Origin of the sequence: Diaphorobacter nitroreducens (assembly GCF_002214645.1) — a bacterium.
Classification (GTDB): Bacteria; Pseudomonadota; Gammaproteobacteria; order Burkholderiales; family Burkholderiaceae_C; genus Diaphorobacter; species Diaphorobacter nitroreducens.
The window spans coordinates 3,901,643-3,927,347 of sequence record NZ_CP016278.1 but is presented as its reverse complement, the minus strand read 5'-3'; the positions used below and the strand labels follow the sequence as shown (position 1 = coordinate 3,927,347).

General features: G+C 69.6%; 16 protein-coding genes and 1 tRNA gene. 5 read left to right on the top strand and 12 right to left on the bottom strand.

The window, feature by feature from the left end; genetic code table 11:
* Positions 1-2 precede the first annotated feature (2 nt).
* The 4 genes from BA022_RS18315 to BA022_RS18300 all read left to right on the top strand — a co-directional run bounded on the left by BA022_RS18315 (position 3) and on the right by BA022_RS18300 (position 7,531).
* Positions 3-1,190 (top strand): vWA domain-containing protein, encoded by a 1,188-nt coding sequence (locus tag BA022_RS18315; protein ID WP_088888396.1) that lies wholly within the window; start codon positions 3-5, stop codon positions 1,188-1,190.
* A 5-nt stretch (positions 1,191-1,195) separates the two neighbouring features.
* Positions 1,196-3,100, top strand: coding sequence for an autotransporter assembly complex protein TamA (locus BA022_RS18310; RefSeq protein WP_088888395.1), 1,905 nt, complete (start codon positions 1,196-1,198; stop codon positions 3,098-3,100).
* Between the two features lie 107 nt (positions 3,101-3,207).
* Positions 3,208-7,350, top strand: coding sequence for a translocation/assembly module TamB domain-containing protein (locus BA022_RS18305; RefSeq protein ID WP_088888394.1), 4,143 nt, complete (start codon positions 3,208-3,210; stop codon positions 7,348-7,350).
* A 106-nt stretch (positions 7,351-7,456) separates the two neighbouring features.
* Positions 7,457-7,531: transfer RNA gene (locus tag BA022_RS18300), tRNA-Arg, on the top strand.
* Positions 7,532-7,558: 27 nt separating this feature from the next.
* On the opposite strand, the gene BA022_RS18295 is transcribed toward BA022_RS18300, so the two are convergent.
* The 4 genes from BA022_RS18295 to BA022_RS18280 form a co-directional block, all read right to left on the bottom strand.
* The gene (locus tag BA022_RS18295) at positions 7,559-7,921 is read right to left on the bottom strand and encodes a hypothetical protein (RefSeq protein WP_088888393.1); all 363 of its coding nucleotides are present in this window, start codon (positions 7,919-7,921) and stop codon (positions 7,559-7,561) included.
* A 290-nt stretch (positions 7,922-8,211) separates the two neighbouring features.
* Complete coding sequence (locus tag BA022_RS18290; RefSeq protein ID WP_047349738.1) at positions 8,212-9,615, bottom strand: phospholipase D-like domain-containing protein; 1,404 nt, start codon at positions 9,613-9,615, stop codon at positions 8,212-8,214.
* Positions 9,616-9,945: 330 nt separating this feature from the next.
* On the bottom strand, positions 9,946-10,302 hold the full coding sequence (arsC, locus tag BA022_RS18285; RefSeq protein WP_015914188.1) for an arsenate reductase (glutaredoxin): 357 nt from the start codon (positions 10,300-10,302) through the stop codon (positions 9,946-9,948).
* Positions 10,303-10,371: 69 nt separating this feature from the next.
* Entirely contained in the window at positions 10,372-12,006 is a 1,635-nt protein-coding gene (locus tag BA022_RS18280) for an ABC transporter permease (protein WP_088888392.1), read from the bottom strand.
* Positions 12,007-12,240: 234 nt separating this feature from the next.
* On the opposite strand from BA022_RS18280, the gene BA022_RS18275 reads away from it, so the two are divergent.
* The gene (locus BA022_RS18275; protein WP_088888391.1) at positions 12,241-13,317 is read left to right on the top strand and encodes an ABC transporter ATP-binding protein; all 1,077 of its coding nucleotides are present in this window, start codon (positions 12,241-12,243) and stop codon (positions 13,315-13,317) included.
* Positions 13,318-13,360: 43 nt separating this feature from the next.
* On the opposite strand, the gene BA022_RS18270 is transcribed toward BA022_RS18275, so the two are convergent.
* The 8 genes from BA022_RS18270 to BA022_RS18235 form a co-directional block, all read right to left on the bottom strand.
* On the bottom strand, positions 13,361-14,587 hold the full coding sequence (locus BA022_RS18270; RefSeq protein WP_088888390.1) for a Yip1 family protein: 1,227 nt from the start codon (positions 14,585-14,587) through the stop codon (positions 13,361-13,363).
* 130 nt (positions 14,588-14,717) lie between these two features.
* A complete protein-coding gene (locus BA022_RS18265) occupies positions 14,718-15,458 on the bottom strand; it encodes a lysophospholipid acyltransferase family protein (protein WP_011806665.1) in 741 nt (246 codons plus the stop codon).
* Between the two features lie 19 nt (positions 15,459-15,477).
* The gene (locus tag BA022_RS18260; RefSeq protein WP_088888389.1) at positions 15,478-16,773 is read right to left on the bottom strand and encodes a dihydroorotase; all 1,296 of its coding nucleotides are present in this window, start codon (positions 16,771-16,773) and stop codon (positions 15,478-15,480) included.
* A 213-nt stretch (positions 16,774-16,986) separates the two neighbouring features.
* Positions 16,987-17,949, bottom strand: a complete 963-nt coding sequence (locus tag BA022_RS18255) for an aspartate carbamoyltransferase catalytic subunit (RefSeq protein ID WP_011806667.1) — start codon at positions 17,947-17,949, stop codon at positions 16,987-16,989.
* Between the two features lie 2 nt (positions 17,950-17,951).
* Entirely contained in the window at positions 17,952-18,485 is a 534-nt protein-coding gene (gene pyrR, locus BA022_RS18250; protein ID WP_088888388.1) for a bifunctional pyr operon transcriptional regulator/uracil phosphoribosyltransferase PyrR, read from the bottom strand.
* Complete coding sequence (gene ruvX / locus BA022_RS18245; RefSeq protein WP_015914192.1) at positions 18,482-18,901, bottom strand: Holliday junction resolvase RuvX; 420 nt, start codon at positions 18,899-18,901, stop codon at positions 18,482-18,484. The genes pyrR and ruvX overlap by 4 nt, the downstream gene beginning before the upstream one ends.
* Positions 18,898-19,497 carry a YqgE/AlgH family protein gene (locus BA022_RS18240; RefSeq protein WP_011806670.1) on the bottom strand — a complete coding sequence of 200 codons (600 nt, stop codon included), beginning with the start codon at positions 19,495-19,497 and terminating at the stop codon, positions 18,898-18,900. The genes ruvX and BA022_RS18240 overlap by 4 nt, the downstream gene beginning before the upstream one ends.
* A gap of 125 nt (positions 19,498-19,622) precedes the next feature.
* Positions 19,623-25,703, bottom strand: a complete 6,081-nt coding sequence (locus BA022_RS18235) for a hybrid sensor histidine kinase/response regulator (protein WP_088888387.1) — start codon at positions 25,701-25,703, stop codon at positions 19,623-19,625.
* Positions 25,704-25,705 lie beyond the last annotated feature (2 nt).

The window sequence follows — 25,705 nt, the reverse complement described above, 5'->3', positions numbered from 1 at the left end:
TCATGTTGATCGACTTCTTCTACACCCTGCGCGCCGGCAAGCTGCCGGTGTCCGTGAAGGAATTCCTCACGCTGCTGGAGGCGCTGCAGGCCGGCGTGGTCGGCCCCAAGTCCGACGATGCCTGGAGCCTGGACGACTTCTACTACCTCGCGCGCACCGCGCTGGTGAAGGACGAAAAGCACTTCGACAAGTTCGACCGCGCGTTCGCGGCCTACTTCAAGGGCGTGGAGATGCTGGCCGACTTCCGCAAGGAGATCCCCGCCGACTGGCTGCGCAAGATGCTGGAGCGCGAGCTGACGCCCGAGCAGAAGGCCGCCATCGAGAAGATGGGCTGGGACGAGCTGATGGAGACGCTCAGGAAGCGCCTGGAGGAGCAGAAGGAGCGCCACGAAGGCGGCAACAAGTGGATCGGCACGGGCGGCACCAGCCCCTTCGGCCACGGCGGCTACAACCCGCAGGGCATCCGCATCGGCGGCGCGGGCAAGAACAAGAGCGCCGTGAAGGTGTGGGAGCAGCGCGCCTACCGCGACTACGACGACACGCAGGAGCTGGGCACGCGCAACATCAAGGTGGCGCTGCGCCGCCTGCGCAAGTTCGCACGCGAGGGGCATGAGCTGGAGCTGGACCTGCCGGACACCATCCGCGCCACGGCGGCCAACGCGGGCTGGCTGGACATCAAGATGGTGCCCGAGCGCCACAACAACGTGAAGGTGCTGCTGCTGATGGACGTGGGCGGCACCATGGACGAACACATCCAGCGCGTGGAGGAACTCTTTTCTGCCGTGAAGAGCGAGTTCAAGCACCTGGAGTTCTACTACTTCCACAACTGCGTTTACGACTTCATGTGGAAGAACAACCGCCGCCGCTTTGCCGAGAAGTTCCCGACCTGGGACATCATCCGCAAGTACAACAAGGACTACAAACTCATCTTTGTGGGCGACGCCACCATGAGCCCGTACGAGATCCTGCAGCCCGGTGGCAGCGTGGAATACAACAACGAGGAGCCCGGCGCCGAGTGGTTGCAGCGCCTCACGCACGCCTTCCCCAGGTTCGCGTGGATCAACCCCGAACCCCAGGGCGTGTGGCAGTACCGCCAGAGCATCAGCATCATCCAGCAGCTCATGGGCAACCGCATGTACCCTTTGTCACTCAAAGGCCTCGAAGAAACGATGCGGCTTTTGTCAAAATAGCCCGCATGACCAAGCCAAGCTCAGCGCCGGCCCGGTGGCCGGCGTTGCTGTTTCTGCTGATCGGCCTGGCCCTCTTGCAGGGCTGCAGCCTGCTGCAGCGCCCCTCCCCCGCGCCGCACGACGCGCCCTCTTCCATCACCTCCGAGGCGGGCCCGGACTCCGGCCCCGATGCGTTCGCGCTGGATGTGCAGGTGGAGGACGACACCCTGCGCGAGTACCTCACGCGCCATCTGGAGCTGCAGCGCTTTCGCCAACTGCCCGACCTGCAGGCGCATGAACTCACGCGGCTGCTGGGTTCGGCCGACGCGAACGCCCGCGACCTGCTGGCCACGCAGGGCTACTTCAGTCCCGAGATCACCATCGAGCTGCGCGAGCAGGCCACCGACGCCGACGCGCCACCGCGCACCGTGCTGGTCAGCGTGTCGCCCGGCCCGCGCACGCACATCGCCAGCGCCGACATCACGCTGATGGGCGAGGACGGCCACGGTGCCGACGCGACCGAGCTCGCGCGCCGCCAGGCCCGGTTGCAGCGCGGCTGGTCGCTGCCGCCCGGCGAGCCGTTCACGCAGGAGGGCTGGGACAGTGCCAAGAACCAGGGCCTGCGCGATCTGCAGGCGCGCCGCTACCCCACGGCGCGCATCGCCAGCAGCCGCGCCGAGGTGGACGCCGACCGCGCCGAGGCCAAGCTGCAGGTGGCCTACGCGCCTGGCCCGGCCTACCGTTTTGGCACCCTGCAGATCCAGGGTGGCGAGCGTTACGACAACGAGGGCATGCGCCGCATTGCGCGCCTGCCCACGGGCGAGGACTACAGCGAGGCGCGCCTGCTGGACACCCAGCAGCGCCTGGCCAGCAGCGGTTATTACGACGCGGTGTTCCTCACGCTGGACACCGAGCACGGCGATCCGCAGGCCGCGCCCGTGATCGCCCAGGTGCGCGACGCACCGCTGCAAAAGCTCGTCTTCGGTGTAGGCATCTCCACCGACAGCGGGCCGCGCCTGTCCATGGACCACACGCACAACCGCCTGCCGGGCTTGGGCTGGCGCGCCGTGAGCAAGGTGGCGGTGGACAACAAGCGCAAGCTGCTGTCCACCGACTGGACCGGGCTGCCGCATGCGAACGGCTGGCGCTGGTTCACGGGCCTGCAGCTGCAGCGCGAGGCCACGGGCAGCTACGACGTGGACAGCTCGCGGCTGCGCGCCGGGCGCACCAAGAGCACGGACCGCATCGACCGCAGCTACTTCCTGCAGCACGACACGGCCAAGAACCGCGGCGAGGACGCACCGCCGTCCAGCAGCGCGATCTCCGCCAACTACGGCTGGACGGGGCGCTACTTCAACAACAACACCAACCCCACGCGCGGCTGGGGCCTGGCGGCCGAGCTGGGCGTGGGCACCACGCTGCGCCCGGAGCGCTACCCCTTCGTGCGTACGCTGCTGCGCTGGCAGTCCTTCGTCGGCCTGGGCCGCGTGGACCTGGGGAACAACGTGCGCCGCGGCAGCCGCCTGTCGCTGCGCCTGGAGGGCGGCGCGGTGCTGGCGCGCGACGGCGCCGACATCCCCGTCACCCAGCTGTTCCTGACCGGCGGCGACACCACGGTGCGCGGCTACGGCTACCGCAGCATCGGCGCGCGCACCGACGCGGACAAGCTCTTCGGCGGGCGCTACATGGCCGTGGGCAGCGCCGAATGGCAGCGCCCCATCACCGTGCGCGGCAACCGCACCGACTTTGAAAGCGCGCTGTTCATCGACGCCGGCGCCGTGGCGGACAAGCCCGGTGAGCTGACCGCGCGCGTGGGCGTGGGTGCAGGCCTGCGCTGGCAAAGCCCGGTGGGCCCGCTGCAGGCCGACCTGGCCTATGGCCTGCACACGCACCAGGTACGGCTGCACCTGCGGCTGGGCTACACGTTCTGACATGCAAAAAAGTGAGCTGCCAGCGCTTGATACACAAGGGATTCTGATGGTTTTCATTTCGAATTCCTTTGCTGGCAAGCGCTAGCAGCTATTGTTTTTAAACCTCCATGACCCACCCCTCCAGCCACCAGCCCTACGCCGCAGGCGCGACGCCCACGCCGCGGCCGCCGCCGCGCCGCAGCGCCGGGCGCTGGGTGCTGGCCACGCTGGGGGGCCTGCTCATGGCGGCGCTGGTGCTGCTGGGCGGGCTGTGGTGGTGGGCCGGCAGCAACACCTCGCTGGCCAGCGCACTGGCGCGCGCGGCGCAATACCTGCCCGAGGGGCAGAGCCTGCAGGCGCGCGACGTGAGCGGCTCGCTGCGCTCGGGCGGCACGATTGGCTGGCTGCGCTGGAGCAGCCCCACGCTGGCCGTGGAGGTGCACGACGCGCGCATCGCCTGGAGCGTCGCGCCGCTGCTGCGCCGCCAACTGCGTCTGGGCGAGGTGCGGGCCGCGCAGGTGCTCATCACGCCGCAGGATGCGCCCGGCCCGCAGGAGCCGCCCACCCCGCCGCTGCAGCAACTGGTGCTGCCGCTGCGGATCGAGTTGCCCTTCCACGCGGACCGCATCGACTGGGCCGGCAACACCGTCGCCGAGCAACTGGAGGGCACCTACCGCTACGACGGCGAGCAGCACCGCTTGGCGGTGGACCAGGTCACGCTGGCCCAGGGCCGCTACGCGCTGCTGGCCACGTTGCAGGCCCAGGCACCCATGGCGCTCACCGCCACGCTCAACGGCACGCTGCGCACGCCAGTGCCCGGCAGCGCGCAACCCTTGCAGGCCCTGGCCCAGGCCAGCGCGCAGGGCACGCTGGCCGGCGCGGGCGCACAGATCCAGCTCACGGCCCAGCTGCGCGGCACGGATGGCGCAGGCCCCACCCATCCACCGCTGCGCGCCGACCTGCAAGCGCGCATCGCCCCCTGGGCCGGTCAACCGCTGCTGCAGGCCGCGGCCGAGGTGCAGGCCCTGGACCTCGCCGCGCTGTGGCCGCAGGCGCCCGCCACCCAGCTCAGCGGCACCGCCGCGCTGGAGCCCGCCGAGGCCGACGCGCCCGGCTGGCAGATTCAGGCCGCGCTGCGCAACGCCCTGCCCGGCCCGTGGGACAAGCAGCGCCTGCCTGTCGACACACTGCAGGCCCGCGCCGCGTTCGACGGCACCACCTGGACCGTGTCCGAATCGCTGGCGCGGGTGGGCAGCGGCAGCGTCACGCTGCAGGGCGCCTACACGCCCGCCACGCGCGCGCTGCAGGGCCAAGCCGAGGTGCGCGCCCTCAACCCTGCGGCGCTGCACACCCTGCTGGACGCTGCGCCCGTGAACGGCACCGCCAGCGCCGAAAGCCGCGACGCTGCCGAGGGCGGCGCCGTGCGCTTCAGCGCCGACCTGCGCGCCGCCGGCCGCCCCGCCCCCACGGCCGCGGCGAAGGCGGGCACCCCCGCGCCGCTGCGCCTGGACCAGTTGACCGTGCAGGGCCAGTGGCAGGGCGATCGGATCGACATCGCCCGCCTGCAGTTGGACGCCCTGCGGGCGCAAGTGCGCGCCCAGGCGCTGCGCATCGACCTGGCGGGACCGGCCGTGCAAGGCGCGCTACAGGCCACGCTGCCCGGCGCCAGCGCGCAGTTCGACGGGCAACTCGCACCCCAGCGCGGCAACGGCACGCTGGCCCTGCACATGACGGACACGCAACGCGCGCAGCGCTGGCTGCAGGGCCTGCCGGGCGTGCCCGCTGCATTGGCGGGCTGGAGCCTGGACGGCAACGCCACGCTGACCGCCACTTGGCGCGGCGGCTGGCACGACCTGCAGCGCCAACTGCAGGCCGCGGGCCTGCCGGCAGGCACGGCCGTGGCCGCCGCAGCCGCACCGCAGCGCTTTGACCTGCAGGCCCAGCTGTCCACGCCGCGCCTGCAGATCGCGCGCGCACCCCAGCCCGGCACGGACGCGGGCCCTCTCACGCTGGAACTGCGGCGCACCACCGCCACGCTGCAGGGCTCGTTGGCGCGCGCCGCGCTCGACTGGGATGGCGAGCTGCGCCACGGCCCGCAGCCTGACGAGGGCACTTCCGCCCGCAGCGCCACCCTCACGGGCCAGCGTGCCCAGTTGCGCCTGCGCGCCACGGCGGCCAGCCGCGGCGCGGGCCAATGGCAGGCCCAATTGGAATCCCTGCAGATGCAGGCCGACGCGGCCGGCCAGCCCGGCCCGTGGAAGCTGCGCCTGGCCGAGCCGGTGGCCATCCAGCTGCGCCAGTCCCCCCAGCTGGTGGTGGAGGCCGGCGCCGGCCAGGCCTTCGTCGAAGGGCCGCGGCCCGGTCATCTGCAACTGCGCTGGCAACCCCTGCGCTATGCCCAGGGCGCGCAGGGTGCCCTGCAGCTGCGCAGCCAGGGCGAACTGAAGGGCCTGCCGCTGGACTGGGCCAACGCCTGGCGCATGGACGGCGACGGCATGCTGGAGCGGGCGGGCCTGGCGGGCGACCTGCTGCTGGACGGCACCTGGAACATCGACGCCGGCGACACGCTGCGCGCCAGCGCCAGCCTGCGACGCAGCGGCGGCGACCTGCGCATCCTCACGCTGGATGCCACGCCGACCACCGTGGTGCACAGCAGCGGCCAGGGCAAGGGTGCCCAGGCGGCCCAAGCCACGCCCACGCGCGGCACACCCGCCGGCGTGCGCCAGGCCGAACTCACGGTCAGCGCCGAAGGCCCGGCGTTGCGCGCCCGACTGGATTGGGACAGTGAGCGCGCCGGCCAATTGCACGCCGAAGGCAGCACCCAACTGGCACGCACGCCCGACGGCTGGACCTGGCCCGCCGAGGCCCCACTGGCCGCCACCGTGCGTGCCGAACTGCCCGACGTGGGCGTGTGGTCCGCCCTGGCGCCGCCGGGCTGGCGCGTGCGTGGCACGCTGAGCGCCGACGCACGCCTGTCCGGCACGCGCACCGCGCCGCAGTGGAGCGGACAACTGGCGGCGGACCAGTTCGCCATCCGCTCGCTGCTGGACGGCGTGGACCTGCAAGACGGGCGCCTGCGCGCCGCGCTGCAGGGCGACCGGCTCACCATCACCGAGCTGAGCCTGCACGGTGGCCAGGGCAGCCGCGCACGCATCGCGGGCTACAGCGGCAACCGCACCGCGGCGCCGCAGGACGGCGGCACGCTCACCGGCGGCGGCACCGTATCGTGGGGCGCGGCAGGCGCAGGCGGCGCCGGTATCCGCATGGACCTGCGCGCACAGGCACGGGCGTTGCAGCTGCTGGTGCGCGCCGACCGGCAGGTCAGCGTCTCGGGCGACCTCACGGCGCGGCTGCAGGGCGGGCAATTCACGCTGCGCGGCCAGTTCACCACCGACCGCGCCACCATCATCCTGCCCGAGGCGGGCGCGCCCACGCTGGGCAGCGACGTGGTGGTGCGCTCCGCCGCATTGGACAAAGAAGCCGCCGCCAAGGCCGCGCGCGACGCGCAGCAGGCCCAGAAGGCCGAGGCCGGCGGGCAGGTGCAGGCCGCGCGCCCGCCCGACATCGCCGTCACGCTGGACCTGGGCAACGACTTCGCCCTGCAGGGCCACGGCATCACCACACGCCTGACGGGGCAGCTGGACATCCGCAGCAGCGGCACGGCCGGCGCCCCGCCGCGCGTGACCGGCGAGGTGCGCACCGTGCAGGGCCGCTACCGCGCCTGGGGCCAGGCGCTGGACGTGGAAACGGGCTTGCTGCGCTTCAACGGCCCCTACGACAACCCGTCGCTGGACGTGCTGGCCATCCGGCCCAACATCAGCGTGCGCGCCGGCGTGCAGGTCACCGGCACGGCCCAGTCGCCGCGCGTGCGCCTGTATGCCGACCCCGACCTGCCGGACGCCGAGAAGCTCTCGTGGGTGGTGCTGGGCCGCAGCGCCGCCAGCGGAGGCGCCGAGGCCGCGCTGCTGCAGCAGGCCGCGCTGGCCCTGCTGGGCGGGGGCTCCGGCAGTGGCACCGGCGGTATCGCCAAGCGCGTAGGTCTGGACGAGATCGGCTTCAAGGGCCCCGGCACGGGCGAGGACGCGAGCGCCGCCGCCCTCACCTTCGGCAAGCGCCTGTCCAAGGACCTGTACGTGACCTACGAGCGCAGCCTCTCGGGCGTGCTGGGCACGCTGTACATCTTTTACGACCTGTCGCAGCACCTTACCCTGCGCGGCCAGACGGGCATGCAAAGCGCGGTGGACCTGATCTACACGGTGCGCTACGACTGAAGTTCTATGCCGGAAATCGGGCCGTAACGCTTTCCCTTCAAGCGCAAGCAGCTATTAACTCAATAGCAAAAGGGCGGTTTGGCACCGCCCTTACAATCTTGCCTCCCTCTCCGTAGTTCAATGGATAGAACGAGCGCCTCCTAAGCGCTAGATACAGGTTCGATTCCTGTCGGAGGGACCACTTTCCGGGCAGATGCCGGCGCAGGATCTAGTGCTCGCCGTCCGTCCCAGCCTTGGGGTTGGTTTCAGGTGCGGTGGGGTCGGTGTCCACCAGCCGGCCCGCCGCAGCGCCGCCCAGCGCCCCCGCCACACTGCCCGCCAGGGTGCCCACAAAGACGCCCACCGGCCCCACCGTGGCAGCGCCTACGGCCGCGCCGGCAGCTGCGCCCGCCATCGCGCCGCCGCCCATCAGCACCGATTTGGATTCACGCTCCTGGTCTTCGGGCGGCAGGGGCTGCTGTGCCTGCGGCTCCGGGTCTTGCGACGGCACGCCGTGGCCGGGTCGTGCCTGTTCGGCCAGGTCGGGGTCGATGGGTGGGTTCTGGGGAAATCGCGGATCGGTGGCGTTCATGGCGCTCTCCTTAAAACAGTGGTGGACGCACGCTGCGTGCGCCCGATACCCCCGTTGTAGTGTGGCGGTGGCTGCGGGCGTGCCCGCCAGCCGGCCGCAGGCGTGTCGGACGAGGGCGCCATCGCATCACTGCACGGCCCCGATCGCGCATCCCACGCCCCATGGGTCCGAAGGGACGTGCGGCGCACCTGTGCGGGGCAACCCGGGCACCACGACTACCCATCGCAGCCGCGCCGCCCAACAGCGAACGCGCCGGCCTACCCTTCGCCCTGTACGGGCGCGGCAGCCACCTAGAGCTGAAAACCCACCGAGCGCACCACGCCTTCGATGACGTCGCGCAGCCAGGAGGGCGCACGCGCGTGGTAGGGGCGCGCGCTGGCCAGCAGCTGGTCGCTCCACTGCGCCAGCCAGTGCAGTTCCTGCGGGCCGTAGAACACGGTCATGGCCTCGTAGTTCAGGAACAGGCTGCGCGCGTCCAGGTTGAGCGAGCCGACGAGAGCCAGTTCGTCGTCGATGAGCACCGCCTTGGCATGCACCATGGCCGGGGACAGCCATACCCGCGCACCCGCGGCGGCCAGCTGGCGCAGCGCGCGCTCGCGGGCCAGGTCCGCCAGGCGGTGGTTGGAGCGCGCCGGCACCACCACGCTGACCTGCACGCCGCGCCGGCAGGCCAGGCACCAGGCGTCCAGCAGCGCGTCGTCGGGCACGAAGTACGGCGTGACGGCCACGATGCGCCGCTGGGCATGGTAGGCAGCCGCCAGCAGCAGCGCATGCACGGTGTCGTCGGCATGGTCGGGGCCGCTGGGCAGCCACTGCGCCAACGGGCCGTGGGCAGGCGGCGCGGGCAGCGCCGGCGCGGCGGTGCTACGTGCCTTGCGGCGGCGGCGCAGCACCAGGCCGCGCGCCACACGCCAGTCGGTGGCGAACTGGGCCTGCGCCTGCGCGGCCAGCGGGCCATGGACCTCGTAGCTCAAGTCCGCCCAGGCGGGGTGGCCCGGCCGGTCGATGAAGTACTCGCAGGCCAGGTTGCGCCCGCCGCTCCACAGCCGCTCGCCGTCGGCCACGACCAGCTTGCGGTGGTTGCGCAGGTTGGTGCGCCCGTGCAGCGGGTTGTGCAACAGCGGCATGAAGCGGCGCACCTGCAGGCCTTGGCGCCGCAGCGCGCGCAGCATGCCGGGCGGCGTGCGCATGCTGCCCAAGGCGTCCACCAGCAGGCGCACGCGCACGCCGCGGTGCACGCAGTCCAGCAGCGCGCGCGCCACCTCGCGCCCCACCTCGTCGTAGGCAAACACGTAGGTGCACAGGTCCAGCCGGTGGCGGGCCGACGCAATGGTGGCCAGCAGCCCCTGCAGCGCCTGCGTGCCGTCGGCATGCAGCACCACCTGCGCATTGCGCACGGCGGGCGCCAGCTCCAGGCTGGCCAGCAGCCGCGTTGCCCAGGGCGGCCCGCCTTCCGTTGCCTCCAGCGGCGGGCCGTGCGGGCGACGCGCGGGCCGCGCGAACTTGCGCGTGCCGAACAAGAGGAACAGCGGTACGACCAGATAGGGAAACGTGACGATGCCCAGCACCCAGCCCATGGCGGCCGAGGGATGGCGGCGCTGGTGGCCGATGCGCGTGCCCATCACGTACACCAGCAGCCCCACGGCCACGAAGATCGCGTGGCCCAGGCCCGAGAGCACGGCCACGCGGATCATGCGCGGGGGTGGAGCACGCGGCGAGGGCCCGCCGACGACCGTTGCTGCACAGCGCGCGCCGCGGCCGCACGGCCAGCGACCGCATGCATGGGCCCCGCATGCGGGGCGCATTCTTCTGGCGGTACGGGTGGTGTCATGGCGCTCTCCCACGGCCCGGAACAGGCAGCATGCCGCCCAGCATATCGGCCCGGCGCTGCGCGCGACTGTAGGAAAGCGGCGCGGCGCCAGGGAATGCGCCTTTTTGCTATTTATTTAATAGCTATTAGCGCTTTAAACATAAGCGTTACAGGCCAATTTAACCGAAATACCCGAAATTCCGATGGCCCGGTATCAGAGCAACTCCAGCACCCGCTCGGGCGGGCGGCACAGCAGGGCACCGCGCGGCGTCACGACGATGGGGCGGTTGAGCAGCACCGGGTGCGCGGCGATGGCGGCAATGAGCTCGGCATCGGTGCGGCCCGGGTCGGCCAGATCCAGCGCGGTGTAGGCGGCCTCCTTGGTGCGCATGACTTCGCGCACGGGCACGCCCAGGCGCGCCACCAAGGCGGTGAGCTGGACGGCATCCAGCGGCTGGGCGAGATAGTCCACGACGGTGGGCTCGATTCCGCGCTCGCGCAGCAGCGCCAAGGCGCCGCGCGAATTGCTGCAGCGGGCGTTGTGGTAGATGGTGATGGCGGCAGAGGTCATACGCGCAGTGTAGGCCGCCACGCTGGGCCGTACCGGGGCCACCTCGGTGCCCAATGAGGCGGCGCCTGGTCAGCGCGACGACGCGCGCAGCGTGCGGCTCAGCAGGATCACTGGCACCAGCCCCACGGCCACCAGCGCCAGCGAGGGCAGCGCGGCCTCGCCCAGGCGCTCGTCGCGGGCCAGCTGGTAGGCCACCACGGCCAGGGTGTCGCTGTTGAAGGGGCGCAGCACCATGGTGGCCGGCAGCTCCTTCATCACGTCCACAAACACCAGCAACGCCGCCGCCGCGGTGGAGCGCTTGAGCAGCGGCCAATGCACGCGCGTGAGCACGCCCAGGCTGCCCACGCCCAGCATGCGCGCCGAGTCGTCCAGGCTGGGCGAGACGCGCGCGTAGCCGCTTTGCACCGACTGCAGCGCTACCGCGCAAAAACGCACCAGGTAGGCCCAGACGATGCCCACGGCCGTGGCGGTGATGATCGCGGGCAGCCCCCAGCCGGGCGCCGCGGCCTGCATCCAGCCCACGGGCAGCAGCAGACCCACGACGATCACCGCCCCGGGCACGGCGTAGCCCAGGCTGACCAGCTGCACCACGCCACGCGTGAGCGCATCGCGCCGGCGGCGCACGGCAAACGCCAGCACCAGGGCAATGCCCACGGCCAGCACGGCCGTAATGCCCCCCAGCCGCACGCTGTTGCCCGCCCATTCGATGAAACGCGACCAGGGCAGCACCGACCAGTCGGCCGCCAGCGGCCGCAGCATGAACAGCACCGGCGCCACGAAGCCCATCAGTACTGGCAGGGCGCACACCAGCCACGCCGCCACGGCGCTTGCACCGTGCAGCCGCGTGGGCTGCGCCTCGGTCGAGCCGGCGCGGCCCACGCCGCCCGTGGCAAAGCGCATGCGCCGCTGCGCGCGCAGCTCCAGCTGCAGCAGCAGCACCACCAGCACCAGCAGCACGGTGGCCAACTGCGCCGCGGCGAGCCGGTCGTCCATGGACAGCCAGGCCTTGTAGATGCCCGTGGTGAAGGTCTGGATGCCGAAGTACGCCGCGACGCCGAAGTCGGCCAGCGTCTCCATGAGCACCAGCGCCACGCCCGCGGCCACCGCCGGGCGTGCCAGCGGCAGCGCCACGCTGCGGATGCGCCGCGCGGGCGATGCGCCCAGCAGGCGCGCCGCCTCCATGAGGTGCGCCGCACGCTCGCCCAGCGCCGTGCGTGCCAGCAGGTACACGTAGGGGTAAAGCGAGAAGATGAACACCCACACCGCACCGCCCAGGCTGCGCACCTCGGGCAGCAGGCGGCCCTCCAGGCCGAACGTGGCGCGCAGCCCGACCTGCAGCGGGCCGCTGAACTGCAGGAAGTCGGTATAGGCGTAGGCCGTCACATAGGCCGGCATGGCCAGGGGCAGCAGCAGCAGCCACTCCAGCGAGCGCCGGCCACGGAAGTCGAACAGCGTGACCGCCGCGGCGCAGGCCGTGCCCACCACGGCCGCGCCCACGGCCACGGCGAGACCCAGCCACAGCGTGGTCCACAGGTACCCTGGCAGCACCGTGGTGGCCATGGCGCGCAGGATGGCGCCGGACTGCGCGCCGCCCTCGCCCCAAGGCAGCCACGCCCCCAGCACAGCCAGCAGGGGCAGCGTGAGCAGCAAGGCCAACAGGATCAGTGAAGTGGAGCGCAGGGCGCGGCGGATTCGTGGCAGCAAGGGACGGCCGGTAGCGAGGTGCGAGGCGAAGAGAGCGCATCCACCGCCTGCCTGGTGAACCCCTGGCGGCTGTGATGCAAATGGGAACAATTCTACGCAACCGCGGGCCGCTGGTCGGCCGCGCCCCGCCGGCATGCGGGCCCCGGGGCGGCGGCGCAGCGCGGGGCCACGCCTGCGCAGTACGGCGCTGTGGCGTGGGGTCATTCAGGGCAGGACACGCCCTAAACTCACGCCATGTTTCTGGAAGTGTCTCAATTGGACGTGCGGTACGCCAACCGCCCGCAAGCCGCCGTGCGCGGCGTGACCCTGGGCTTGGCCGCCGGCGAGATCGGTGTGCTCATCGGCCCCTCGGGCTGCGGCAAGACCACCCTGCTGCGCGCGGTGGCGGGGCTGGAACCCGTCGCCGAAGGAGCCATCCGCCTGGGGGGCGAGGTGGTGGGCGCGCCGGGGCGCAGCATGCCCCCCGAGCAGCGGCGCATGGGCATGGTGTTCCAGGACTATGCGCTGTTTCCGCACCTCAGCGTCGGGCGCAACGTGGCTTTCGGCATCCACGCACTCCCCCGCGCGGAGCAGGCCGAACGCGTGCGCGAGTCCCTGGCCCTGGTGGGTCTGGAGGGCAGCGAGGCGCGCTTTCCGCACGAGCTCTCGGGCGGCCAGCAGCAGCGCGTGGCATTGGCGCGCGCGTTGGCACCGCGCCCGCGGCTGATGCTGCTGGACGAGCCGTTTTCCAATCTGGATGTGGACTTGCGCGAGCGACTGGCCCACGAGGTGCGCAGCATCCTCAAGACCGCCGGCGCCACGGCACTGTTCGTCACGCACGACCAGTTGGAGGCCTTCGCCATCGGCGACCGCATCGGCGTGCTGGAGGGCGGCCACCTGCACCAGTGGGACGATGCCTACTCCCTCTACCACCGCCCTGCCACGCGCTTCGTGGCCGACTTCATCGGCCATGGCGTGTTCGCCCCCGCCACGCTGGTGCAGCAGGGCAGCCATGTGGTGGCGCGCACCCCGCTGGGCGACCTGACCGACATCGACGGCTGCCTGCTGCCGGCAAGCTACCCCGGCGGCGAATGCGACGTGCTGCTGCGTGCCGACGACGTGGTGCATGACGACAGCTCACCCGTGCGGGCGCGCATCGTGCGCAAGGCCTTTCGCGGTTCGGAATTTCTGTACACGCTGGAACTGGCCAACGGCCTCACCGTGATGGCCCACGTGCCCAGCCACCATGACCATGCCATGGGCGAATGGATCGGCATTCGCACGCAGGTCGACCACGTGGTGGCGTTCGCACGGGAGAACGCCGCACCCTGACCGCGGCTCCCTCAGGCGCCCCTGCCGTCGCGGGGCGGCAGGATCAGGACTTGTCCTTGCGCGGCAGGTTCTCCAGCGCGGCCAGGTCGATCTGGCCCATGAAGCCCTGTACGTCCTTCAACGGCAGGTTCTCGGCCTCCACCGTGACCACCACGCCGTTCTTGAGCACCGCGCGCAGTTCCGCCTGGCTGCCGTCCTTGGCGTAGCTGTGGTGCAACGTGCGGCCATTCTCCTGCCAGGTCTTTTCCACGATGCCGTCGCTCTCGCGCTCGCCCTGCACCATGCCTGCCAGTTGGGCCAACTGGCCGAATGCACCCGCATCCACGACCGAAATGCGCACAACCTTGTCACCGTTGCCGTACTCGGCCTCCGCCTGGCTGGTCGGCAGGCCTGTGGCAGCGCCGTCGTGGACCTCATAGCTGGTGCGTTCCAGCGATCCCAGCTTGGCGGGCAGCGCGGCCTTGAGCGCATCGACCCCCACCGTCTGGTGCTTGGCACTTCCCATGGCCGCCGCCATCGCCTGGCCTGCGGCTTCGGTCATCTGTTGGGTATCGCCGCTCTTGTGCGCCTGCTCCATACGGCGGGCAGCCTCTTCCATCTTCTTGCCGGCCTCTTCCAGCTTGGCGGTATCCAGCGTGACCTGCCCACGCGGCGTGTCGATGACCACGGCCGGGCCGCCCGCACTGCCCCACATGGCGGGGCCATGCGGCATGAACAGCGAACCGATGGCCGCAATGACGATGCCCAGCACGATGGCCACCACCACGACCACCGCCGTATAGGGCACGGCGCGCGCAGCCGGGCTGCGCATCAGCAGCGGCAGGCCCAGGTACAGCAGGTACAGCGAATACAGCGCCGCCACCAGGCCCAGGATGGCCAGCGCCGGCAACAGGCTGAACACGCCGCCCAGCATGGCGGCCGTGCTGGCGTAGACCGCGACCTTGAGCGCCTGTCCCTGGTTCTGGGTGCCGCCGAACGTGGGTGCCAACGCATTGATGACCAGGGCCAGCACATACACGCCGACCAGGCTCAACACATAGGACACGGCCATGTTGGCCAGCCCGGCGAGCACCGGTACGCGCATGCTGAAGCCAAAGCCTCCCATGCCGATCAGCGACATGCCGATGAATCCGCAGACGGCCGGAATGGCCGCGAGGATCATCAGGTAGCCCGTGAACAGGCGGGCCGTATCGACAGGCTCCCCATCAATGGCGGCCCAGGTCTCGCGGGGCTTGAGCAAAATCCCCTTCACGCGCTCCATCAGTTGCATGCATCCCTCCCTCGGTTATTGGCAAAGAGGCGCACCATACTGCAGGCGCATGTCGATGCGATGGATGTAAACAGACCGTTACAGCCCCGTTGCACACACATGTGCACTTTTGGCGACAGCAGGAGGATATTCAGCGTTGGCGCAGATCGTCCACTGCGGCATGCAATGCTTGGCCCCACACCCGGCGGTCGCGCCCCTGCGCACGCTCGGGCATGCCGAAATGCGCCACCGCCGTGATGGGCGGCGCGGTGAGCGTGCGCCAGATGGAGCCCACCAGCGTTTCGTCGCCGATGTAGCTCGGGGCGTGGGTGGTCTGGCCGCTTGCGCGGTCCACGAAGCGCAGGCCGATGGGCTGCACGGGCACGTCCGCCTGCAGCGCAGCCTGCAGCAGGTTGGGGTGAAAGGGCAGCAGCGTGCGACCGTCGCCGGTCGTGCCTTCGGGAAACACCGCGAGTATTTCGCCCCGCAACAGGGCATCCCGCATGCTGCCCACCATGCGCAGGGCATCGCGCCGCGACGCGCGCTCGATGTACAGCGTGCCCGCTGCCGTGGCGAGCGTGCCGACGATGGGCCAAGCCTGCACGTCGGACTTGGAGATGAAGCGGCAGTAGCGCGCCGCATGCATCACCGGGATGTCGAGCCAGGACAGATGGTTGGCCACCAGCAGCACCGGCCCCTGGCTCGGCGGGGTGCCGCGCACCTCCAGCGTGACCCCAGCGCAGGCCAGCAGGCCCAGCGCCCACGCCTGCACCCGCGCCTGCTGCTGCTCCACCGATAGGCGGGGGAAGCGCCACGCCACCACCAGCAACCCCTGTGCAGCGTGCAGCACCAGCCGCAACACCCGCCAGCAGGCCCGTAATCCCCGCAGCATGTGCGTGTGCCGGCGTCGCTCAGCCGCGCTCGAACGCGACCTGGCCGCCCACCAGCGTGCAGCGCACTTGGCCCGGCAACTCATAGGTCGAGAACGGCGTGTGTTTGCCCTGGCTGGCCAGTGCGTCGGCCTGTACGGTCCAATGCGCCGCAGGGTCCAGCACGCACAGGTCGCCCACACCGCCTTCGATAATGCGGCCCACGCTGGCCTGCAGCGTACCCAGCGACGTGCCCAGCACCCGTGCGGGCTCTGCGGTGACCACGGCCAGCGCACGCTGCAGCGGCGCGCCGCCTTCCTGCGACCACTTGAGAGCCACGGACAGGAGCAACTCCAGCCCCGTCGCGCCGGGCTCGGCCTCGGCAAATGGCAAAGCTTTGGCATCCTCGTCCACCGGCGTGTGGTCGGACACCAACGCGTCGATGGTGCCATCCAGCAGCGCCGCGGCCAGCGCATCGCGGTCGCGCTGCTGGCGCAGCGGCGGCGTGAGGCGCGCGCGGCTGTCGAAGTAGCCGATGTCCGCATCGGTGAGCATGAGCGAGTTGATGCTCACGTCGCAGCTCACCGGCAGGCCGGCCGCCTTGGCCTGACGCACCAGATCCACGCCCGCGCTGCTGGACAGGCGGCACAGGTGCACGCGCGCGCCCGTGGTTTTGAGCAGCTCGAAGATGGTGTGCAGTGCGATCGTCTCCGCCGCCACGGGCACGCCCGACAGGCCCAACCGTGTGGCCAGGGGGCCGCTGGCGGCCACGCCCTTGCCCAGGTGCAGTTCCTGCGGGCGCAGCCAGACGGTGTACCCGTAGGTCGCGGCGTACTGCAGCGCGCGCTGCAGCACCTGGGTGCTGGTCAGCGGCACCTCGGCCTGGCTGAAGCCCACGCAGCCGGACTCCGTCAGCTCGGCCATCTCGGTCAGCACCTCGCCGGCCAGCCCGCGCGTGACTGCGCCCAAGGGGAACAGCCGCGCCTGGTGCAGCTTCTCGGCGCGGAACTTGAGCATCTGCACCAGGCCAGGCTCGTCGAGCACCGGGTCGGTGTCGGGCGGGCAGACCAGGCTGGTCACGCCACCCGCGACGGCCGCCGCCATCTCGGACTCCAGCATGCCCTCATGCTCATGCCCCGGCTCCCGCAGGCGCGCCGCCAGGTCCACCAGACCCGGCAGCACCAGGCAGCCGCTGGCATCGATCACGCGGGTGGGCGTGAAACCCTGGGGCTCGCGGTCCACCGCGATGATGCGGCCCGCCGCCAGCGCCACGTTGCACACCTTGTCGAGGCCGCTGGCCGGGTCGATGACGCGGCCGTTCTGGATGAGGATTTTCATGGTTCTAAGCCAAATTGGCCGCTAACGCCCGTCCCACAAGCGCTAGCAGCTATCAACACAATAGCAAATGAGTCATGCTGGTGATCCATGGCGCCGTGCGCCACCCACACCCCATGAAACTGGGGCAACCCAGGTCGGGGCCGCCGTGCAAGGGCCGCCCCGTCGCGTTCGCGGCGTCCCCCTGGGGGGAAGGCGCGAAGCGGCTCAGCGAGGTCATGCTTCATTCCCTGCCACGATGGACATGACCGCCATGCGCACCGCGATGCCGAAGGTGACCTGCGGCAGGATCACGGCCTGCGGACCGTCCACCACGGCGGAGTCGATCTCCACGCCGCGGTTGATGGGGCCCGGGTGCATGACGATGGCATCGGGTTTGGCCAGCCGCAGCTTCTCGGGCGTGAGTCCGAAGCTCTTGAAGTACTCTTGGCTGGAAGGCAGCAGCGCACCGCTCATGCGCTCGTTCTGCAGGCGCAGTGTGATGACCACGTCGCAGCCTTTGATGCCTTCCTCCAGGTTGTGGAACACCCGCACGCCCATCTGCGCCATGTCGGAAGGCACCAGCGTGCGTGGGCCCACCACGCGCACCTCGGCTGCGCCCAGAGTGGTCAGGGCATGGATGTCCGATCGCGCCACGCGCGAATGCAGCACGTCGCCCACGATGGCCACCGTGAGGTTGGAGAAGTCCTTCTTGTAATGGCGGATGGTGTACATGTCCAGCAGCCCCTGCGTGGGGTGCGAGTGCCGGCCGTCCCCGGCGTTCACCACGTGCACGTGCGGTGCCACATGCTGTGCGATCAGGTAGGGCGCGCCCGATTCGCTGTGGCGCACGACGAAGATGTCCGCCGCCATGGCGCTCAGGTTGTCGATGGTGTCCAGCAGCGTCTCGCCCTTGGCGGTGGAGCTGCGCGCGATATCCAGATTGAACACGTCGGCCGACAGGCGCTTGGCCGCGATCTCGAACGTGGTGCGCGTGCGCGTGCTGTTCTCGAAGAACAGGTTGAACACGCTCTTGCCGCGCAGCAGCGGCACCTTCTTGACCTCGCGTTCCTGGACGCTGACGAAGTTGGTGGCCGTGTCCAGGATGTGCGTGACGATGTCCTTGGGCAGGCCCTCGATCGACAGCAGGTGGATCAGCTCGCCGTTCTTGTTGAGTTGGGGGTTGCGCTTGTACAGCACCGTCAGACCTCTTTGACGTCGAAATGGAAAGCGCCGGCCTCGTTGCGGGCCAGTGCCAGCGATTGAGTGGGCGGCAGCGCCACGCGCGCCGCAGCGAACTCGGCGGCCACCGGCAGCTCGCGGCCGCCGCGGTCCACCAGCACCGCCAGGCGCACGCGCGACGGGCGGCCGTAGTCGAACAGCTCATTGAGTACGGCGCGGATGGTGCGGCCGGTGTAGAGCACATCGTCCAGCACCAGGATGTCCGCACCATTCACGTCGAACGGCAGCGTGGTCTGCGCGCTGGAGGCCAGGCCCCGCTGGGAGAAATCGTCGCGGTGCATGACGGACGACAGCACCCCGGCCTGGCCCGGCAAGCCCAGGTCTTTTTGCAGACGCTCGGCCAGCCAAGCGCCGCCCGAGGCGATGCCCGCCAAGTAAGTGTCAGATTCGCGCAGCATGCGCACGCCGCGCAGCAGCTCGGCGTACAGCGCCTCGGCATCCAGCGTGAGATGGCCCGGGCGCGTGGCACCCGGCGGGGTCGTGGCAGAACTCATGGCAGGTTCCTCAAAAACTGTTCCAGGATGATGCAGGCCGACGCGGCGTCGGCATCAGCCGCGCCCGCAGAAAGGGCCTCGGTGGTGCTGTAGCGCTCGTCCACCTCGAAGACCGGCAGGCCGAAGCGCCCGCGCAGCTGGCGCGCGAACTTGAGCGCGCGGGCGGTGTTCTCATGGGCAGCCCCGTCGGGATGCAGCGGCACGCCCACCACCAGGGCATCGGGCTGCCACTCGCGGATGCGCTCGGCCACCTGGGCGAAGCGGGCATCGCCCTCCGCGCGGATCGTGCCCTGGGGCGTGGCGCTGCGCAGCATGCGCGTACCCACGGCGACGCCGGTGCGCTTGAGCCCGTAATCGAAAGCCAGAAAGGATTGGAAATGCGCGGGGACGACGGCTGGAGCAGGCTGGCCGCTCATGCATGCCCCGCTTCGGGCGACAGCATCCACGACTGCAGGCCCAGCAACCCCAGTGCACGGTCATAGCGCTCTTGCACAGGCGTTTCGAAGATGACCGACACGTCCGCACCCACGGTGAGCCAGCTGTTTTCGGCCAATTCGGACTCCAGTTGGCCTTCGCCCCAGGCCGAGTAGCCCAGCGTCACGAGGACGCGCCGTGGGCCCGCACCATGGGCCAGCGCCTCCAGCACATCCTTGGAAGTGGTCATTTCCAGCCCGCCGGGGATGGTCATCGTGGAGGCGTAGGGCGACTCGTCCTCGCTCTCTTGCGGGCCGCGCATGGCCTCGTGCAGCACGAAGCCGCGCTCGGTCTGCACGGGGCCGCCCTGGAACACCGGCTGCAGCGTGAGATCCTCTCGCCCGAGGGACAGGTCCACCTTCTCGAACAGCCCTTCCAGGCTGATAGGCGTGGGTTTGTTGATGATCAACCCCAGCGCGCCGCGCTCGCTGTGCTCACACAAATACACCACACTGCGCGAAAAAGAGGCATCTTCCACGCCCGGCATGGCGATCAGGAAGTGGTGCGTCAGATTCATGGGCGCGGTATCGGCAGGCATGCGGCAATTTTACGGCCAACCACCGCATCGCCCCGTTATCCGAGGGCATCGCCCCGGCGCACAAAAGACAAGGCCCGGCAGGCGTGCAGCCTGCCGGGCCTGGGTGACACTGGACTGCGTCGCGGTCAGGCGGTCACTGCCTCCGTGTTCAGGCTGGCGTAGTGGCGCACCAGGCTCATCAGCTCCTCGTCGGAGTAGGGCTTGCCCAGGTAGTGGTTCACGCCGAGTTCCATCGCATGGTCGCGGTGCTTCTGCGCAATGCGCGAAGTGATCATGATGATCGGCAGGTCCTGCAGCGCAGCGTCGGAGCGGATGTTGCGCGCGAGGTCAAAACCGTCCATGCGCGGCATCTCGATGTCGGACAACACGACCGCGGGGCGCTCTTCCTGCAGGCGCTCCAGCGCCTGCAGGCCGTCGGCCGCCAGGGCCACTCGGTAGCCTTCGCGCTGCAGCAGGCGCTGCGTGACGCGGCGCACGGTGATCGAGTCGTCCACCACCAGGATCAACGGCACCTGCTGCACCGGCACCAGCAGCGAAGCGGCGGGCGTGCCGCCCTCGGCAGCCACCACCGCGCCGGCTTGGTCCACCGCCGGTGCGTGCGTGGCCGCGCGCACCTGGTCGCCGTACACCGTGGCCAGCGCCACCGGGTTGTAGATCAGCACCACGGCGCCCGAAGCCAGCACGGACATGCCCGCGAGGCCTGGCAGACGCGACAGCTGCGGCCCCAGGTTCTTCACCACGACTTCCTGGTTGCCCAGCACTTCGTCCACGTGCATCGCGATGCGCTGAGACGCGCTGCGCAGGATCACCACGGGGCGGCTCTTGCCCGTGACCTCCGTGCTGCGCGAGGACGACTGGAGCAATGCACCCGCCCAGTAGAAGGGCAGATCCTCCAGGCCATCCGAGAAGGTATGGCTGGCGTAGGCAGCGTCGAGCTCCGTGCCGGAACTACGGCGCACGATCTCCACCAGGTTGGCTGGCACGCCGATGGTCAGGTTGCCCGCGCGCAGCATCACCACCTGGGTCACCGCTGTCGTGAGCGGCAGCACCATGCGGAAGGACGTTCCCTTGCCCGCCTCGGTAGAGGTCTCGATACGGCCACCCAGGGCATTCACCTCCGAGCGCACCACGTCCATGCCGATACCACGGCCGGAAAGGCCCGTGATCTCCGACGCCGTGGAGAAGCCCGGCATGAAGATCAGGTTGGCCGCCTCGCCATCGCTCAGCTGCACATCGGGGGCAATCAACCCTTGCGCCACGGCCTTGTCCCGGATGCGGGCGATGTTCAGGCCTGCCCCGTCGTCGCGGAACGCCACCGACACGTCGTTGCCCTCGTGCCGCAAGTCGATGGAGATCGAGCCCACAGGAGCCTTGCCGGCAGCAGTGCGCGTCTCGGGTTCCTCGATGCCGTGCCCCACGCAGTTGCGCAGCAGGTGTTCGAACGCAGGGGTCATGCGGTCCAGCACGCCGCGGTCCATTTCGATGGAACCACCCGAAATGTCCAGCTTGATCTGCTTGCCGGTTTCCTTGGATGCCTGGCGCACCACCGCATAGAGGCGTTCCGAGATGCCCTCGAACTCCACCATGCGCGTGCGCAGCAGGTCGCGCTGCAACTCACGTGCCTGCCGGCCCTGGGCGATCAGATCGTCTTCGGCGTCTTCCATCGCACGCTGCATGTTGCGCTGCACGGTGGCCACGTCGTTGACCGACTCCGCCATCATGCGCGTCAGTTCCTGAACGCGGGTGAAGCGGTCGAATTCCAGCGGGTCGAAGCCCGCCGCCATGTCCTTGGACAGGGCCAAGCGGGACTGCATCTGCGATTCCGCCTGTACCTCGATGTCACGCAACTGCTGGCGCAGGCGCTCCAGGTTGCCCGACAAATCGGTCAGCGAACTGCGCAGTTGCGACATGCGCACGTCCAGCCGCGAACGCGCGATCATCACTTCGCCCGCCTGGTTCACCAGCCGGTCGAGCAACTGCGAACGCACGCGCACGGAATGCCCACCTGCCGCACGCAGGGGGGCCGGCGCAGGGGCTGCACCCAACGGCGCACGCAACGCAACGGGCGGAGCGAGCGGCTGGGAAAGCCCTGGCGCGGGAGCGGATTGGACCACCTGTGCGTCCTGTCCATGCTCAGCGGCCGGTACCGCCGGCTCCGCTCCAGTTGCGCGCAGCGCGTCGAAACTCGCCTGCAATGCGTCGAAGTTGACCAGCAAGGGCTCAATGTCTGCGGCCGCCACGGTTTCCGTGTCGATCTGCTCCACGGCCGTTTCCATGCGGTGCGCCATTTCGCCAAGCCGCATCGCGCCAGCCAGGCGCGCACTGCCCTTGAGGGTGTGCAGGGCGCGCAGCAGTTCGCTGCGTGCGCCCAGGTTCTCCGGCCGGGACGACCACTGGCGCAACGCCCCACCCAGCGTGGGCAGCAGTTCGACTGCTTCTTCCTCGAAAATGGGGAACAGATCGGGGTCGATGTTGTCCAGCGCATCGATGTCGTCATCGATATCGACGGTGGTCGACACGGCAGGCGCGACAGTATCGCCAATCACGCGGTCGCGGCCTACGGGGAGCGTAGGCGCCACCACGGGCGATGGGGCAGCCGGCTCGTCGACGGCCGTCGCATGCGCGGTGCCCTGAGGCGTTGCCGGCGCCGGCTCCAGCGTCTCGAATGCCTGGGCCTCTGCCTCGGCGAAAGCACGGTCTTCGAGCGACACCATGCCGCTGATCACTTCGGTCTGCAGGATCTCGTTGAGCTGTTCCAGCACCGAGGCGCTGGGCTCCTTCAGGAAGCCTGCGGCGAATTGGTGCAGCAACCTCCGGATGTCCTCGGCAGCGGCGTTGAATGCCTGCGCATGCTCGGGGAGACCCTGCTGCAGCAGTTGAACATGCTGCAGCGTATGTTCCAGGGTACGCGCAAGATTGGACAGTGCCGAGAACCCGACAGTGGCAGAGCTGCCTGCCAGCGAGTGCGCCAGCGCCACCGCGCTGTCCGGCAGCGGCTGGTGCAATTCCAGCGACCATTCCTGCAACGCAGTCACGAGGCGGCGCGACCATTCGTCGGCCTCGTTGAGGTACACGTTGTACAGCGGTATGCCGATGCGCAGGTGCTCGATGACCTTGACCGCTTCGTCGACCGCTTCCTCCGCCGGACCGTCCGTCCCGGCCGCGGTTTCAGCGGCTTGCGCAGCCGGTACGTCCGCCGCTGGCTCCTCGTCCAGGATGAACTCGGGTTGGACGCCATCCGTGCCGATAAAGAATGTCTCGTCCTGCCGCACCGCGGATGCGTTATCCGCCGGCTCCGCCACCGTGTCAGCCGCTACTGTTGAAGCGGGTTCGCCGACCTCCTGTACTGGCGCATCGGTGGCTTGCAGCGCAGCCTCGAACAGGGAGAAATCCACCTCCTCCGTCGCCGTCTCGGGAGCTGCGGGCACCTCCTCCACCGGCAACACGGCCTGGTCGGCCTCATCCGCATCGATGAAGGTGTCGACAAAGTCGCCGCCCACTTCCTCATGGCCCGCCGTCGCGTCCTGAGACGGCACGTCGACATCCGGCAGCACCAGATCAAACTCCAGCGCGGCAGCGTTGGCGTGGGCGTCAACCACTTCGAGCGGTGCAGGCGGTTCAATGGCAAATGCTTGTGGTTCGGCCGCGGGCTCCGGAAGGTCTGGCACCGACAACACGGGCTCGTCAGGCAGCAGCGGTTCTGCGGGCACTTGCGGCGCCAAGGCCGCAGTGGTGTCCGCGGAATCGGGGGAGGGCACGCCCAGTGGCAGCAACGTGCCATCCGTGCGCATCGCATCCGCCGCAACCCGGAAGGCTTCGGCCTTCCACGGGTCGGCAGCTCCTGCTGCGATGTCATCGGCCCATCGACCAAAGGCGCCCAACGCCTCGGAGGAGAGTTGCAGCAGCGCTTCCTTGATGGGTTTTTGCTCGGCCAGCCAGGCATTGAGCGTCTGCTCCATGGACCACGCGGCTTCACCAAATTCGTTCAGTCCCACCATGCGCGAGCTACCCTTGAGGGTATGGAAGGCCCGCCGCAGCGTGGTCTGCTCGCTCAGGTCACCCGGTGCAGCACGCAGCGCGTCAATGGCCGACAAGCCGGTGGCGACAACTTCGCGCGCCTCTTCCAGGAAGATGTCGAGCAGTTCATCCTCGCCATCGTCCTCCGGCAGGGCTGCGGCAGCGACGTTGCTCGAAGGAACCACTGGAAGCGCGGGCTCTTCCGGAGCGGCCACCGCCGAAACGGCGCCTTGCGACGTCGCCGCGTCCACGTCAAGCAGCGAAAAATCAATGTCCGCCAGTGCAGACGGCGTGGCGCTCTCGACCACAGCCGCAGCCGCGGGTTCGGGTGCGTCGGGGAATGGGAGCTCCAACGCGGGTACGGCAGGCGCTTCCTGATCATGCGCGCCCGGATGAGGCAGTTGCGCACGCGCCCGCCCCATGAGGACACGCAACTCGCCCAGCTCTTCGTCGTAAACGAAGAGCTTGCGCGCCATGGCACGCTGGTAGCTCAGCATGTCGATGAGAAAGCCCAGCGCTCCCAGGCTGTTGCCCAGTTTCTCGAAAACCTGCGGGCGCTCTTCCTCGGGCAGGTCGTTGGTCAGCATGCGCTCGACCGTGTCGCGCATGCGCACCACGGCCAAGGAGGCCTGATCCAGTCCCAGCACGGACAGCACGCCACGCATCTGCTGCAGGCTGCCAGGCACGGAGGCAAGCAGGGTCATGTCTTCCGGGCTGCGGAAGAACTGGTCCATGGACTTCTCTGCCTCTGCCAGAGTCGCACGCAGTTCACCGACCACGCTACCCATGGTCTGGTGGTCACTGACGCGGCGATACAGCTCTTCCATCCAGGGTTCAAGAGGCTGCGATTCCCCGCCGGCAACCACGCTGTCCAGTCGCTCGGACAGCCGCGCAGCTCGCTCCGCCATGTACTGCTGGGCGGCATCCAGTTCCTCGAAGGACGCCTGCAGATACAGCACAGAGGTGGCCACTTCCATGGCCAGCGCTGCCGAAGGAGGCTCGCCCGACCGTGTGGTGGCCTCCAGGGCACGCGTCAGGGCCAGTGCCAGGCTTTCGCTGTCCGGGTGCAGTTTGCGCAATGAATCGCACACCAGGCTGAACTGGTCCGCTGCCGGTTTGAGCTTGTTGCGGTCTCCACCCGCAAGTGCGGACCAGGTTTCCGTGGCCGCGGCAATGCGCTTGCGCGCCTGCGCAAGAATGGCAGGGTCGAAAAGACCGAAGCGCGGCTGGTCATAGTCCACCGGCTGATAACGATTCAAATCAAACGCGCGCCGTACGGCCGTCAGTACCGGCATGCGGGAAGCTGCTTCCGCCGTCGCAGGCACCACGGCCTGGGCGCAGAAGAACAGAAGATCCTGCACCAGACGGTCGCTGATCGCCGTGTCCCCCTTGGCCAAGGTGGCGTATTGCATCAGCACGCGCGAAGCGACGCGCTTGGCATACAGGTCCGGATTGAGTGCCTGCTGCGCCAGCGCCTCGAAAAAGCCTGCACAGATCTTCCAGAAAGCGCGGGCCTGGCGGTCGGTCTGCGCCGCGGCGAAGCCCAGGCAGGTTGTCTGCATGTCTGCAGCGGCGCCCGGGTCCGCATTCTTCACTAGCCGCAGTACCGCGCTGTCCAGCCGCGCACGCGCTTCCGAGCCATAGGGCAGCGGCGCAGCGGCAACCGGCACGTCAGGATCATGGAAACGCCGCTCCACGGGCCACAAGTCCGCCGGATGCACCCGCTCGCCCCCCGCCAGCGTCTGCGCCTCGCGGTACTGGGGAAACAGCGCCACCGGCGACACGGACTTGCCTGCGAGCACATGCTCCAGGTATTCGATCAAGGCAAAGCTGGCGCGCTCGATGACGGCCGCTGCATCATCGCTGCAGGTCTCCGGCCGCTGAACGAACCGCTGGACCGCCGTTTCCATGGCGCGCAACACCAGTGCCGGAGGCGCCATGCCCACCATCTCCAGCGCGCCGCTGGCCTGGTGGAGTTGCTGGCGTGCGATGCGCAAGGGCCCCGCGTCCAGTGAGGCGAGATCGGACTCCCGCGCTATCTCGGCATCGCGCACGAAACGGCGCATGGCCTTGACGGCACCATCCAAGGATTTGCGCAGTTCATCGAGCACCCATGCGAGCGGCCCAAGATCCTGCTCGCCCTGGGCCCAATCGGCGCCCTGTGCGTTTGCGGCGTCAACAGATGACATGG